This is a genomic window from Sphingobium sp. SJ10-10 (assembly GCF_036038995.2).
In the GTDB taxonomy this organism is placed as follows: Bacteria; Pseudomonadota; Alphaproteobacteria; order Sphingomonadales; family Sphingomonadaceae; genus Sphingobium.
In genome coordinates this window covers 615,384-630,172 of the sequence record NZ_CP158132.1, presented here as the reverse complement: position 1 = coordinate 630,172, position 14,789 = coordinate 615,384, and the positions used below count along the sequence as shown (strand labels likewise).

Sequence of the window (14,789 nt, the reverse complement as noted above, 5' to 3'; positions counted from 1 at the left end):
GTGGGAGCCATCAAGTTTGACGTAATATTTCTGCAATGCAGACATAGCCTGATCTCAACAAGAGGCGACAAAACGCCCCGTGGACCGGCCCCGGAGAAAAGGACCTGGAAGATGTCCGACTGGAGAGAAGATAATGATAGGCCGGCTCACCCCGTTCGCAGGACAAATGGGAACAGCGATTTCATAAGGGGTAAGAATATGCGCAATTTTTCGGCTTTTCGTCTGGCCTTGACTGCCAGTGCCGCCGCCGTTGCACTGACGCCGGGCGCGCACGCGCAGACGGCAGGAGATGCCGCCGGCGAGACGATCGTCGTCACGGCCATGAAGCGCCAATATTTTGGCGACACGCCGGTCAAGGAAATCCCGCAGGCGGTGCAGTTCCTGGAAGGCAAGCTGCTCGACGATCTCAACATCACCCGCCTCGACACCGCGCTGGAACTGGCGAGCGGCGTTTCGAAGCAGAATAATTTCGGCGGCCTGTGGGACAGCTTCGCCATTCGCGGCTTTGCCGGGGATGAGAATTTCCCGAGCGGCTTCCTGGTGAACGGCTTCAACGGCGGCCGCGGCTATGGCGGCCCGCGCGATGCCTCCAACGTCGAGCGGATCGAAGTGCTGAAGGGTCCGAACTCGGCGCTCTTCGGACGCGGCGAGCCGGGCGGCACGATCAACATCGTCACGAAGAAGCCGGTGTTGGAAAAGACCTTCGGCAGCTTCGGCATCGCCGGCGGGAGCTGGAACACTTATCGGGTCGAGGGCGACTTCAACCTGCCTTTGAATGACATGTTCGCGGTGCGCCTGAATGGCGCGGTGGAAGATGCCAACAGCTTCCGCGACACGGTTCACACCCGCAAATATGTGCTGACGCCGTCCTTCATCGCGAAATTCTCCGACACGGACATCTTCACCTACGAACTGGAATATGTGAACCAGGAAGTGCCGTTCGAGCGCGGCGTTGTGGCGATCCCGACCATCAACGCCAACGGAACGATCAGCTATAATCTGGGCGCCATTCCCAATTCGCGCTTTCTGGGCAATCCCAATGACGGCCAGACCAAGGTCGAGGTGCTTGGCCATCAGGCGCAATATCAGCATGACTTCAGCGACGATTGGACGCTGATGCTGGGCGCCGGTTACAAGGACACGACGTTCGTCGGCTATTCCAGCGATCCGGAATTGGCGTTCAACAAGGCCAATCCTCTAGCCGGACGGCAAAGGATTTACGCCGACGGCCAGACCTTGTCCCGCCAGCGCCGCTTCCGCGACTACAGCACCAATCATATGGTGGTACGCGGCGAAATCAGCGGCAAGCTCGAGACTGGATCGATCGTGCACAATATCCGCATCGGCGCGGATTGGGATCGCTTCAAGATCGATACCTTCCAGACCCGCGTTCGCCCGAGCGCTACGGATCAGTCCTACTCGATCAACATTTTCAATCCGAACTACAACATCCCCGCGCCAATTCCGACGCAGCAGATCCAGAATTCGATCGAGATTCAGAAGGCCTGGGGCATCTACGCCCAGGATCAGATCGAGATCACCGAGCAGTTCAAGGTCCGCTTCGGCGGGCGCTACGATGATTTCAGCCAGAATATCCATATCCGGCTGCCGGGCGCGACCAATCCCAACCCGCGCAAAGCCTATACCAAGTTCAGCCCCATGGCCGGACTGGTGTTCGAGCCGACCCGCAGCATTTCGCTCTATGCCAGCTACGGCAAGGGCTTCCGTCCCAACAGCGGCATCGGCGCCGATCAACAGCCCTTCGCTCCGGAACTCAGCAAATCCTATGAAGTCGGCGCCAAGTTCGTGACGCCGGATGGCCGCATCACCAGCACTTTGTCGCTGTACACGATGAAGAAGACCAACGTGCTGAGCACCGATCCGGGCAACGCGAATTTCTCCAAGCCTGTGGGTTCCGCCAAGAGCAAGGGCATTGAGTTCGACCTGAACGCCAAGCTGCCCGCGGGGTTCGAAGCGTTCCTGACCTATGCCTATACCGATGCGGGCTGGGACAGCGCCGTTGGCGATCCCAATTTCAACCAGCAGATCCTTCCCGGCGATCCGCTGATCAACATTCCCAAGCATCAGGCCAATGCCCTGTTGTTCAAGAATTTCTCGATCGGCAATCATGAAGCGATGCTGGGCGCGGGCGTGAATTATGTCGGGCGGCGGCTGGGCGAGACGGCGACGACCTTCTTCCTGCCCAGCTATACGCTGGTAAAGGTCATAGGTTCGTTCAACATCACCGACCAGATCAAGCTGTCAGCCGACGTCAACAACCTGTTCGACAAGAAATATTACGCCAGCTCCTATGCGGCGCTGTGGGTCCAGCCGGGTGCGCCGCGCTCCTTCACGGTCCGCGCGACGTTCGATTTCTGATCTGCTGACATTCGGGCCTTTGAGGCTCGACCGGCCGCCGGCGACCACCCCTCCAAGCCTGATGGGTCGCCGGCGGTCTTTCCATGTTAGGAAAAGACCATGAACCGGGCGCGATGGCTTCGCCTTCACAAATATATCGGCCTTGCCATGGCGGCGTTCCTGCTGGTGCAGGCGACGACCGGAATGCTGCTGCTCTATCGCGGGCCGGTGGCGCGCTGGATCGATCCGGCGGGGCTGGTCAGCCATGGCACGGCGCCCGATATTTCGGCCGGGACAGCGGTGGCCAGGGCGGAGCGGGCATTGCCCGGCTTTGCCGTCGCACGCCTCTTCGCGCCCGATGTGGAGGGGGCGACTTACCTTGCGGAACTGACCGGGGCGCAGGGCACGCGCTATGCGTCGGTCGATCCGGCGGGCGGCGGCGTGCCGCGCAAGGGGTCGGTCTGGGCCTTTCCGGTGGAAGCCGCGCTTCAACTCCATTACCGGCTGATGGCGGGCAAGGCCGGAATGGCGGTCGTGCTGCTCAATGCGCTGGCCCTGTTGGCGATAGCGGGGACGGGCCTGGCCTATTGGTGGCCCAAAAAGGGGCCTATCTCGAAGCAACTCTCGATCCGCTGGAATCTCGCCTTTCGGCTAGTGCTGCGGCAGTTGCATCGGACGGTGGGCGTGCTGATGTCGGTCCTGCTGGGTTTCATGGCGGTGACGGGCTCGTTGCTGGTGGTGCCGGAACTGATCGGCGCGGACGCCCCCGCCCTTCAGCGGCCCGCTGCGAGCGCCCCCGCGATCGACCGGGCGTTGGCGCTGGCGCAGAGTGCTTTTCCCGACAGCGGCTTGCGAGATTTCCGCCTGACCGACGAGCGGCTGGTCGCCAATTTCCACGCGCCCGAGCGCAACCCCCGCGCCGTGCATCGCGCCATCGTGACGCTGACCGATCCGCATATCGTCAGCGCGACGCGGGCGGAGAAAAATGGCGCGCTCTGGATGACGGTGCTGCCGCTGCACACGGGCAACAGTTTCGGCATGATCGGCCCGATGGTGTTGATGCTGGTCGCGCTGGCGCTGCTCACCCTTACCCTTTCCGGACCGCTGATGTGGTGGCAGGCTCAGGCCATGCGCCGCCGGTCCGCCGCAAGAAAGCAGATGGCATGACCTTGCTCTATACATCCGATCCCGAACGCGGGCGCATCTGGCGGGAGATCTTCGCCGCCGAAGCGCCGGACATCGCCTTCGTGACGCCGGACGAAATGAACGATCCGGCAGCGATCCGCTATCTTGCGGCCTGGGATCCGTCGCGTGAGTTGCTGGAGCGGCTGACGGGCCTGCAAGCGCTGTTCTCGGTAGGCGCCGGAATCGACCAGTTCGACATGAGCAAGCTGCCGCCCCATGTCCGGCTGGTGCGGATGATCGAGCCGGGCATTGTCGAGGGCATGGTCGAATATGCTTGCGGGGCGGTGCTGACATTGCATCGGGGCTTCATCGACTATGGCCTGGCGCAAAGGGAGCATCGCTGGGCGCCGGTCAAGCTGGTGGCCGCCGCCGAGCGGCGGGTGGGCGTGATGGGACTGGGGCAATTGGGCCAGGCGGTGTTGAAGGCGCTGCGCCCCTTCGGCTTCGCGCTTTCGGGCTGGAGCCGGTCGCGGCATGCGATGGAAGGCGTCACCTGTCATGCGGGCGAGGCGGAGTTGGACACGTTTCTCGGCAGTTGCGACATTCTCATTTGCCTAGTGCCGCTGACCGTCGAAACCCGCGGTATTTTGTGCCGGGGGACTCTTTCGAAACTGCCGCACGGTGCCGCGCTGATCAATGTGGGAAGAGGCGGACATCTGGTGGAGCATGATCTGCTGTCGTTGCTCGATGAAAAGCACCTTTCCGCCGCAATTCTGGACGTGACCGAGCCGGAGCCGCTGCCTGAGGACCATCCCTTCTGGGATCATCCTCGTATCATGCTCACCCCGCATATCGCCAGCATGACTCGGGCCGACAGCGCGGCGCGTGCGCTCATCGCCAATGTCCGCAGGCTCGAAGCGGGCCAGCCCATGGACGGCGAAGTCAGCAAGGATCGGGGCTACTAGCCGCCCCTTCCGTCGTTCCCGCGCAGGCGGGAACCCATCTCCCGACCGTTCCGTCTAGTACTTCTTATGGGAGATGGATTCCCGCCTGCGCGGGAATGACGAAGAAGGAAGCTGAACCGCAATATTATCTGCCGCCCCCTCACCTTCCATGCTGCTAAATCCACCCCTCCACTCCCCCGATTGCCCTCCATCACCACCCACGGCAAACTATGCCGAAAGCATGGTATAAAAGGTCCAAATCTGCCCCTCGCCCCGAACCAATCGGAGACATGTTCCGGACAGCCCATGCCGTAATGGCCTCATCGAAACGGCCCACCGGCCATGCTCAACCAAGGGGAGTTCCACCCATGCCCAACTTCCGGCCCAAATATATCAGCTTCGACTGCTACGGCACACTGACCCGCTTCCGCATGACCGAGATGGCGACCGCCTTCATGGCCGATCGCGTCGCGGCCGAAGACCTGCCCGCCTTCTGCAAGGATTGGGGCGCCTATCGGCTGGATGAAGTGCTGGGCGCATGGAAGCCCTATCAGGAGGTCATCCGCAACTCCGTTCGCCGCACCTGCAAGAAATGGGGCGTGGAATATCGGGAAGCCGACGCCGACGCAGTCTATAACGCCGTGCCGACATGGGGTCCGCATGAGGATGTGCCGGGCGGTCTTTCCAAGATCGGGGACAAGATTCCGCTCGTCATCCTGTCCAACGCGATGAACGACCAGATCCATCACAATGTCGCCATGCTGGGCGCGCCCTTCCACGCCGTCTACACCGCGCAGATGGCGCAGGCTTACAAGCCGCGCATGCAGGCGTTCGAATATATGTTCGACCAGCTCGGCGCGAAGCCCGAAGAGATGATGCACGTCTCCTCCAGCTTCCGTTACGACCAGAACACCGCGACCGACCTGCATTTCGGCTGCCGCGTGTTCGTGGGCCGTGGACATGAGCCGTCCAACGCCTTCTATCGCGACGTCGAAATCCCGCATATCGGTGCGTTGCCGGCGGTCGTGGGTCTCTGATCCCAGCGATGCGCGCCTCCCCCCTCTCCTACTGGCTCGCAAGTGCCCCCGCCTTCACCGGCGGGGCGCAAGGCGCGATCGAAGGCAAGACTGACGTCGCCATTATCGGCGGCGGCTTTACCGGGCTTTCGGCGGCGCTGGCGCTGGCCAAGCGCGGCGCGAGCGTCGTGCTATTGGAGGCGGGGCATGTTGTCGGAGAGGCTTCGGGTCGCAATGGCGGCCAGTGCAATAACGGCACGGCCCATGACTATGGCGCCCTCTCCGCCCGCTTCGGCAAGGACATCGCCAAGGCCTATTATCGCGCCCATTGCGACGCGGTGGATATGGTCGAGCGGATCGTGGCGGAGGAAGGCATTGATTGCGCCTTCAACCGCTGCGGCCGGGTGAAGCTCGCCGCCAAGCCGAAACATTATGAAAAGCTGGTCCGCGCCCATGACCTGCTTGTCCGCGAGGTGGATAAGAATGTCCGCCTCGTGCCGCCGGAGCGCATCCGCGACGAAGTGGGATCGGACGCCTTTCACGGCGCGCTGATCCAGACGACCAGCGCGCAACTGCATCCGGGGCGCTTCGGCGTGGGTCTCGCGGAAGCGGCGGCGCGGGCGGGCGCGAAAATCTATGAAAATGCCGAAGTCACCGGACTGGATCGGCTGGGCAGCAACGGGGTTGGGGGCTGGCGGGTGACGACGCCCAAGGGACAGGTCGTGGCCGATCAGGTGCTGGTCGCGACCGGCGGAGCGCCTGCCGCCGCGCCCTTCGGCTTCTTCCGGCGGCGGATCGTGTCGGTGGGCAGCTTCATCATCGCGACCGAACCGCTCGACAATGGGCTGATCGACAGGCTGCTGCCCGGACGGCGCAACTATGTGACCAGCAAGAATATCGGCAATTATTTCCGCCTGACTGCCGACGACCGGCTGATCTTCGGCGGGCGGGCGCGCTTTGCGATCAGCGATCCGCGCTCCGACCTGAAAAGCGGGCACATCCTCGAACAGACGATGGCTGAAATCTTCCCGGCGCTGAAGGGCGTGGGCGTCGATCATGTCTGGGGCGGGATGGTGGACCTGACCGCCGACCGCCTGCCGCGCGCGGGCGAGCAGGACGGGCTTTTCTATTCCATGGGCTATAGCGGCCATGGCGTGCAGATGGCGACCTATATGGGCCAGATGATGGCGCGGGTAATGGGTGGAGAGAAATCCGCCAATCCGTGGGACGGCCTCGCCTGGCCGAGCGTGCCCGGCCATTTCGGCAAGCCCTGGTTCCTGCCGATCGTCGGCCTGTGGTATAAATGGCAGGACGTGATCCATTGATGGACGATTTCTCCTTTTCCCGGCGGAACATGCTGGGCGCGCTGGGGGCAGGATTGCTGCTGCCCGAAACCGCGCTCGCGGCGCCCCGGCCACGCATCGGCGGGCGCATCCGCGTGGCGAGCCTTTCCAGCTCCACCGCCGACACGCTCGATCCGGCCAAGGGCGCGCTGTCGACCGACTATGTGCGGCACTATATGTTCTATAACGGGCTGACCCAGCTCGACCGCAACCTGATCCCCCGCCCCGCTTTGGCCGAGCGGATCGAGAGCAAGGACCAGCAAAACTGGCATGTCCGCCTGCGCCGGGGCGTGACCTTTCATGATGGCGCGACGCTGAACGCGAAGGATGTGGCCTGGTCGCTCCAGCGGCACAAGGATCCTGCGACCGGCTCCAAAATGGCGACCATTGCCGAACAGTTCGCGGAAGTGAAAGCAACCGGCCCGCTGGACCTGACGATCCGCCTGACCGGCCCCAATGCCGACTTGCCGACCATCCTCGCCCAGTCGCATTTCCTGATCCTGCGCGCAGGGACGAAGGATTTCCACAGCGCCAACGGCACCGGCCCCTATCGCTGCGCCCAGTTCCGCCCCGGCGTGCGCACGCTCGCCCGGCGCAACCCAAATTACTGGCGCAACGGCAAGCCCTATCTGGAAGAGATCGAACTGATCGGCATCCCCGACGAGGTCAGCCGGGTCAATGCGCTGCTGTCGGGCGACGTGCACCTCATCATCGCGGTCAATCCACGATCGACCAAGCGTGTCCGCGCCTCCAGCCGCCATGCGCTGCTGGAAAGCAAGTCCGGTCTCTACACCAACCTCATCATGCGGCAGGACAGCGCGCCGACGAACAATCCCCATTTCGTCGCGGCGATGAAATATCTGGTCGACCGGCCGCTGATCAAGCGGGCGCTTTATCGCGACTATGCGACCATCGCCAACGACCATCCAATCCCGCCCTTCCATCCCTATTATCGCGCCGACCTGCCGCAGACATCGCTCGATCTCGACAAGGCGAAATGGCACCTTCAGCGCGCCGGGCTCAGCGGCGTGCGACTGCCCGTCTATGCCTCCCCGGCGGCGGATGGCTCCGTCGACATGGCGTCGATCATGCAGGAATATGGCTCGCGCGTCGGGCTTAACCTGGCGGTGAACCGGGTGCCGGGCGACGGATATTGGTCGACCCACTGGATGAAGCACCCGCTGACCTTCGGCAACACCAACCCGCGCCCGACCGCCGACCTCGTCTTCAGCCTCTTCTACAAGTCCGACGCGGACTGGAACGAGTCCGGCTGGAAGAACCCGCATTTCGACAGGCTGCTCATCGAAGCGCGGGGCGAAGCGGATCAGGCCCGCCGCAAGCAGCTTTACGGCGAAATGCAGGGGCTGGTGCATGATCGCTGCGGCGTCGCCATCCCGGTCTTCATCAGTCTGATCGACGGTTACGACCGGCGTTTGAAGGGACTGCAATCCATGTCGACAGGCGGCCTCATGGGCTATCAATTTGCCGAACATGTGTGGTGGGAAGGCTGATGGCGCCCAATTCTTCATCTCCATCCTCCTCTTCCGGCGCGAAGGCGGCGCTTGCGCTGATTGGCAAGCGCTTTGCCTCGTCGCTCCTGACATTGCTCCTGGTGTCGCTGGTGGTCTTCACCATCGCGCAACTCCTCCCCGGCGACGCCGCGCAGGAGGCGCTGGGCCAAAGCGCCACCGCTGAGCAGGTCGCCGCGCTGCGCCATGACATGGGCCTCGATCGGCCCGCGCATGAACGCTATGTAAGCTGGCTAAGCGGCATGGTGAGCGGCGATCCCGGCCAGTCGCTGGTCGCCAATCTGCCCGTATCCGAAGTCATCTCCAGCCGCCTGCCTAACAGCCTGCTGCTGGCGGCGCTCAGCGCCTTGGTCGCGGTGCCGGTGGCGCTTTCCATCGGCATCGGTTCCGCGATGAACCGGGGCGGCAAGCTCGACAGGGCGCTCAATATCTCGACCCTCTCCATGGTCGCGGTGCCGGAATTTCTGGTGGCGACGCTGGCGGTTCTGATCTTCTCGGTGAAGCTGCGCTGGCTGCCCTCCATTGCGCTGGTCGCGGACGATATGAGCTGGGGCGATTATCTGCGCGGCGCGGCCATGCCGATCCTTGCCTTAAGCATCGTCGTCATCGCCCAGATGGCCCGCATGACCCGCGCCGCCGTGATCGACCAGATGGACCGCCCCTATGTCGAAATGGCGGTGTTGAAGGGCGTGGCTCCGGTGCGGGTGGTGCTCAGGCACATCATGCCCAACGCGGTCGCGCCGATCGTCAATGCGATGGCGCTCAGCCTTTCCTACCTGTTGGGCGGCGCGATCATCGTCGAGACCATCTTCAACTATCCCGGTCTCGCAAGCCTGATGGTGAACGCCGTCACCAGCCGCGACATGCCGCTTTTGCAAGCCTGCGCCATGATCTTCTGCGCCGCCTATCTCATCCTCATGCTGATCGCGGACGTCACCGCCATCCTCGCCAACCCCAGGCTGCGAGCCCAATGACCGCTTCCTCCCTCCGCTGGGCCAAAGCCCTTCCGCTGTCCGCCAAGATCGGGCTGATCTTCGTCCTCTTCTGGCTGGCCGTCGCGGTCTTCGGGCCGATGCTGGCGCCCTATCCGGTCGGCGCTTTCGTCGCCTATGACGTGTTCGACGGCATGTCGCCGCAGCATTGGCTGGGCAGCGACTATCTCGGCCGCGATGTGCTGAGCCGCCTGCTGTCGGGAGCGCGCTATACGGTGGGCCTTGCCGCCGCCGCCGCGATGCTGGCGAGCGCTACTGGAACCGCCCTTGCGCTGACCGCAGCCGTGGGCGGGCCGAAGGTGGACGAGCCGCTGTCGCGCTTCATGGACACGCTGATCTCGATCCCGTCCAAGATCTTCTCGCTGGTTCTGGTGGCGGCGTTCGGCTCCTCGCTGGGGCTGCTGCTGCTGATCGCCGCTGTAACCTATGTGCCGGGCAATTACCGCATCGCCAGAGCGCTGGCGGTGAACCTCGTGCAGATGGACTATGTGCAGGTCGCCCGCGCCCGAGGCGAAGGGCGCTTTCACCTCGCGTGGAAGGAAATATTGCCGAACATGATCCACCCGCTGCTCGCGGATTTCGGGCTGCGCTTCGTGTTCATCGTGCTGCTGCTGTCGGGCCTGTCGTTCCTGGGCCTTGGCGTGCAGCCGCCGGATGCGGACCTGGGCTCGCTGGTGCGTGAGAATATCTCGGGCCTTGGCGAAGGCGCCCCCGCCATATTGGTGCCCGCCATTGCGATCGCGACGCTGACCGTCAGCGTCAACCTGCTGATCGACGGGCTGAAGGGGAAGCGCGCATGACCGATCATGTCGAAGAAGCCCATGTCGAGGTCAGGGGTCTGCGCGTCACCGCCCGCAATGCGGCGGGCGAGGTCTTCCCCATCGTCAGCGAGATCGACTTTGCCCTGAAGCGGGGTGAAGTGCTGGCGCTGATCGGGGAATCCGGTTCGGGCAAGACGACCATAGCGCTCACCCTGCTCGGCCATGCCCGGCCCGGTGCGAAGATCGCTGGCGGCACCATCCGCGTGGGCGAGTCCGAAATCCTCTCGCTCGACGCCAGAGGCCTCGCCGCCCTGCGCGGTAACCGCATCGCCTATATCGCGCAGTCGGCCGCCTCCGCCTTCAACCCTTCCCGCACGATCATGGATCAGGTGATCGAACCGGCGCTGATCCACAATCTCATGTCGCGCGCGGAGGCTCAGAAGAAGGCGATCGAGCTGTTTCGTGCGTTGGCTTTGCCCTTCCCCGACACCATCGGCTCGCGCTATCCGCACCAGCTTTCGGGCGGGCAATTGCAGCGGCTGATGGCGGCGATGGCGCTCGTCACCGATCCTGAGCTGGTAATCCTGGACGAGCCGACTACCGCGCTCGACGTCACCACCCAGATCGAGGTGCTGCGCGCCTTCAAGGCGGTGGTGCTGGAGCGCGGCGCGACGGCCATCTATGTGTCGCACGATCTGGCCGTGGTCGCGCAGATGGCGGATCAGATCGTGGTGCTGAACCAGGGCCGTATCCGGGAAAAAGGCGCGGCGGATCAGATACTGCATCGTCCCGCCGACGACTATACCAAGACGCTGATGGCCGCCGCCCGGCCCGCCGTGCGCCCGGCGCCCAGCCAAGCCGACCTACCCGCCGCGCCCTTGCTCGAAATCCGTGGGTTGACGGCGGGCTATGGCAAGATCGGCAAGGATGGCCGCCCGCGCATTCCGGTATTGCGCGACATCGACTTGCGCATGGAGCGCGGCGCCACTCTGGGCGTGATCGGAGAATCCGGATCGGGCAAGTCCACCATGGCACGCGTCATTGCGGGCCTGCTGCCCCCCGCGCAGGGCGAGGTTCTGCTGAACGGCGAGCCTTTGCCGCCGGGCCTCAAAGGCCGCAGCCGCGACCAGTTCCGGCGCATCCAGTTGGTGTTCCAGAATGCCGACACCGCGCTCAACCCGGCCCATTCGGTGGGCAATATCCTGTCCCGCCCGCTGACCTTCTATCATGGCCTGAAAGGGAATGCGGCGCGCCTTCGGGTGCTGGAACTGCTCGACCTGATCCGCCTGCCCGCCTCGGTGATCGACCGCCGCTGCGGCGAACTGTCGGGCGGGCAGAAGCAGCGCATCAACCTCGCCCGCGCCTTGGCAGCCGACCCCGAACTGATCCTTTGCGACGAGGTGACGTCGGCGCTCGATACGGTTGTGGGCGCGGCGATCCTCGACCTGATGGCGGAGCTGCGCAAGGAACTGGGCGTCGCCTATATGTTCATCAGCCACGACATCTCGACCGTGCGCGCCATCTGCGACGACATACTCGTCCTCTATTCGGGCACGATGGTGGACATGGGCAAGCGGGAGGCGTTCCGTGCCGCACCCTTCCACCCCTATACCGACCTGCTGATCGGCTCCGTCCCGGAAATGCGCGCCGGTTGGCTGGAGGAAAGCGGCGCAGGCCGTTCGCTTCCCCCGATCGGCGCATCAGCCGATGAACCTAACCTCTGCCGTTTCCTGCCCCGCTGCCCGGCGCGGATCGACGGGCTGTGCAACGTCACGCCACCGCCGCGCCACAAGCTGTCCAAGGGCAACGGCATCCTATGCCACCATGGAGAAGAAACTTTGACGCAAGTCCAGGGCGTCGCCGCATGAGCGGGCGCTTCGTTCGTCTGGGGGAAACCGATCGTCCTCCGGTCACGCTGCATGTCGACGGCCAGCCGGTGACGGCGCTGGAAGGCGACACGCTGATGGTCGCGCTGCTCAGCTGCGGCGGCACGCTGCGCCAGTCGGAGTTCGGAGATGGCCGCCGCGCAGGCTTCTGCCTGATGGGCGCCTGTCAGGATTGCTGGGTGTGGACGGAGGGCGGCGACCGCCTGCGCGCCTGCTCCACGCTCGCGGCTGCGGGCCAGCGCATCCTCACCAGCCAGCCGGAGGCGACATGGCCGAACCACGCATAATCATCGTCGGCGCAGGGCCATCCGGCGTGCGGGCGGCGGAAGCGGTGGTGAAGGCAGGCCTTCGCCCCATCGTCATCGACGAGGCGCGGCGCGCTGGCGGGCAGATCTACCGCCGTCAGCCGGATAATTTCACGCGGCCCTATGAGAAGCTCTACGGCACCGAGGCCGGGCGGGCGAAGGCGTTGCACGACAGTTTCGATGCGCTGAAGGGGCAGATCGACTATCGGCCGGAAACATTGGTGTGGAACATTGCCGACCGCCAGGTCTGGACGGCTTGCGGCCATGTTCAGGACACGCTGCCCTATGATGCGCTGATCCTTTGCACCGGCGCGACGGATCGGCTGATGCCGGTCAAGGGCTGGAATCTTGCGGGCACTTACAGCCTTGGCGGATCGCAGGTGGCGCTCAAGTCGCAGGCCGTGTCGATCGGGCATGAAGTGGTGTTCATGGGGTCCGGGCCGCTGCTTTATCTCGTCGCCTCGCAATATGTCGAGGCCGGGGCAAAGGTCGCCGCCGTCCTCGACACCTCCCCGGCGGGCGCCCGGATCAAGGCGCTGCCCAACCTTCTCGCCATGCCTTCGGTGCTGTGGAACGGCATCCAGCTCACGCGCAAGATCGGCAAAGCGGGCGTTCCCGTGCTCCACCAGATCACCCCCGTAGAGATCATGGGCGACGCGAACAACGGCGTGAACGGCGTCCGCTTCCGCACCGCTTCGGGTGAGGAGAGGAGGATTGCCTGCGATGCGGTGGCGGTCGGCTACCACCTCCGTCCCGAAACCCAACTGGCCGATCTGGCGCGCTGCGAATTCGCCTTCGACGCGGGGACGCATCAGTGGCTTCCCAAGCGCGACCAGGATGGGCGAGCCAGCACGGCGGGCGTCTATCTGGCGGGCGACGGCGCGAAAATCCTCGGCGCGCGTTCGGCGGAGGCGAGCGGGAAGCTGGCCGCCCTGGCCGCGCTCTCCGATCTCGGCTTGGCGGTGGACCGCGGCGAGATGACGGCGCTGCGGCGCGACGTGGCGAACTATGCGAAGTTTGCGCGTGGCCTGGCCAAGGCTTTTCCCTGGCCCGCCAACCAAGCCGCCGCCCTGCCCGACGAGGCGATCGTCTGCCGCTGCGAAGCTGTCAGCGCGGGCGATTTGCGCGCGGTGATGCGCGAAACTGGTGCGATCGAAGCCAATCGCGCCAAAGCCTTCAGCCGCGTGGGCATGGGGCGTTGTCAGGGGCGCTATTGTGGTCTGGCCGCAGCCGAACTCATCGCCGCCGAAGCCAATATCCCGGTCCAGCAGGTCGGCCGTCTGCGCGGGCAAGCGCCGGTCAAACCCCTGCCCATCGCCATCGGAGAAGAATAATGAGCGGGGCAAGCGACGTCATCATCGTGGGCGGCGGCCTGATGGGCAGCTCCGCCGCCCTGTTCCTGCGCGGCCATGGGCTGTCGGTCACGCTGCTGGAAACCGACCTGATCGGGCGGCAGGCGAGCGGCACCAATTTCGGCAATGTGCGGCGGCAGGGGCGTGCGCTGCACCAACTTCCGCTCGCCAATCGCGCCATCGCCATCTGGCGCAAGTCGCGGGAATTGCTGGGCGCGGATGTGGAATATCTCCAGTCGGGGCATATCCGCGTCTGCTATCGCGACCGGCCCGAGCTGGTCGGCGCGATGGAGGATTATGCCGACAAGGCGCGGCTTGAGGGGCTGGACCTCGAACTGCTGACAGGCAACGCGCTGCGGGCGAAATTTCCCTTTTTCGGGGCCGATGTGCTGGCGGGGTCGTATTCCGCGATGGACGGCCATGCCAATCCGCGCCTCGCCGCGCCAGCCTTTGCGCGGGCGGCGCAGCGCATGGGCGCGACCATTCACGAAAACACCAAGATCGTGGATGCGCAGAAGATGGGCGAGGATTTCCTTGTCACCGCCGAGGATGGTCGCAAATTCCGCGCACCGATATTGCTGATCACGGCAGGCGCCTGGGGCAATGCGCTGTCCTCGCAATTTGGCGAGCCGGTGCCCATCGTCCCCAAAGGGCCGAATATGAGCGTCACCGAGCCGGTGCCCTATGCGATCCACCCCGCTGTCGGCGTCATGACGCCACTGGAGGAGGAAACCGTCTATTTCCGGCAGGTCGCGCGCGGCAATATCGTGCTGGGCGGCAGCACGCGTGGGCCTTCCTATCCGGATGCGTATCGCGCCTATGTGCTGCCGCAGAATACGCTGAGTCAGCTCAAGCAAATCCGCCGCCTGGCGCCTGCGCTCGGCAAGCTCAACATCATCCGCGTCTGGTCGGGGATCGAGGGTTATATGCCCGACAGCCAACCCGTCATGGGACCGAGCGCGACGACCAGCGGGCTCTATTATGCCTTCGGTTTTTCCGGCGCTGGCTTTCAGATCGGCCCCGGCGTGGGCGAGACGATGGCGGAAATCATCGCCAAAGGCGCGACGGATATTCCGATGGAGCCTTACCAGATTGGGCGTTTCGCGGAATAAGCCTCTCTAATATTTACTCCGTCATCCCCGCGAAGGCGGGGATCCATCTCCTGACCTCACGTCCAA

12 protein-coding genes are annotated in these 14,789 nt (G+C 64.3%); all 12 read left to right on the top strand.

Going from position 1 to position 14,789, the window contains the following annotated elements; genetic code table 11:
• Nucleotides 1-198 precede the first annotated feature (198 nt).
• The gene (locus tag VVT58_RS02975) at nucleotides 199-2,379 is read left to right on the top strand and encodes a TonB-dependent siderophore receptor (protein ID WP_327754251.1); all 2,181 of its coding nucleotides are present in this window, start codon (nucleotides 199-201) and stop codon (nucleotides 2,377-2,379) included.
• 99 nt (nucleotides 2,380-2,478) lie between these two features.
• Complete coding sequence (locus tag VVT58_RS02970) at nucleotides 2,479-3,525, top strand: PepSY-associated TM helix domain-containing protein (protein WP_327754252.1); 1,047 nt, start codon at nucleotides 2,479-2,481, stop codon at nucleotides 3,523-3,525.
• Complete coding sequence (locus VVT58_RS02965) at nucleotides 3,522-4,448, top strand: glyoxylate/hydroxypyruvate reductase A (protein ID WP_327754253.1); 927 nt, start codon at nucleotides 3,522-3,524, stop codon at nucleotides 4,446-4,448. The genes VVT58_RS02970 and VVT58_RS02965 overlap by 4 nt, the downstream gene beginning before the upstream one ends.
• A gap of 347 nt (nucleotides 4,449-4,795) precedes the next feature.
• A complete protein-coding gene (locus tag VVT58_RS02960) occupies nucleotides 4,796-5,464 on the top strand; it encodes a haloacid dehalogenase type II (protein ID WP_327754254.1) in 669 nt (222 codons plus the stop codon).
• Nucleotides 5,465-5,472: 8 nt separating this feature from the next.
• Nucleotides 5,473-6,768, top strand: a complete 1,296-nt coding sequence (locus VVT58_RS02955; RefSeq protein ID WP_327754255.1) for an FAD-binding oxidoreductase — start codon at nucleotides 5,473-5,475, stop codon at nucleotides 6,766-6,768.
• Nucleotides 6,768-8,297 (top strand): ABC transporter substrate-binding protein, encoded by a 1,530-nt coding sequence (locus tag VVT58_RS02950; RefSeq protein ID WP_327754256.1) that lies wholly within the window; start codon nucleotides 6,768-6,770, stop codon nucleotides 8,295-8,297. Before VVT58_RS02955 ends, VVT58_RS02950 begins: the two co-directional genes overlap by 1 nt.
• The gene (locus tag VVT58_RS02945) at nucleotides 8,297-9,289 is read left to right on the top strand and encodes an ABC transporter permease (RefSeq protein ID WP_066558488.1); all 993 of its coding nucleotides are present in this window, start codon (nucleotides 8,297-8,299) and stop codon (nucleotides 9,287-9,289) included. The genes VVT58_RS02950 and VVT58_RS02945 overlap by 1 nt, the downstream gene beginning before the upstream one ends.
• A complete protein-coding gene (locus tag VVT58_RS02940; RefSeq protein WP_327754257.1) occupies nucleotides 9,286-10,107 on the top strand; it encodes an ABC transporter permease in 822 nt (273 codons plus the stop codon). Before VVT58_RS02945 ends, VVT58_RS02940 begins: the two co-directional genes overlap by 4 nt.
• Nucleotides 10,104-11,936, top strand: coding sequence for an ABC transporter ATP-binding protein (locus VVT58_RS02935; RefSeq protein WP_327754258.1), 1,833 nt, complete (start codon nucleotides 10,104-10,106; stop codon nucleotides 11,934-11,936). The genes VVT58_RS02940 and VVT58_RS02935 overlap by 4 nt, the downstream gene beginning before the upstream one ends.
• Entirely contained in the window at nucleotides 11,933-12,241 is a 309-nt protein-coding gene (locus VVT58_RS02930) for a (2Fe-2S)-binding protein (RefSeq protein ID WP_327754259.1), read from the top strand. Before VVT58_RS02935 ends, VVT58_RS02930 begins: the two co-directional genes overlap by 4 nt.
• Nucleotides 12,223-13,593: an FAD/NAD(P)-binding oxidoreductase gene (locus VVT58_RS02925; RefSeq protein ID WP_327754260.1), complete on the top strand. Its 1,371-nt coding sequence runs from the start codon at nucleotides 12,223-12,225 to the stop codon at nucleotides 13,591-13,593. Before VVT58_RS02930 ends, VVT58_RS02925 begins: the two co-directional genes overlap by 19 nt.
• Entirely contained in the window at nucleotides 13,593-14,723 is a 1,131-nt protein-coding gene (locus tag VVT58_RS02920) for an FAD-binding oxidoreductase (protein WP_327754261.1), read from the top strand. Before VVT58_RS02925 ends, VVT58_RS02920 begins: the two co-directional genes overlap by 1 nt.
• Nucleotides 14,724-14,789: the final 66 nt, after the last annotated feature.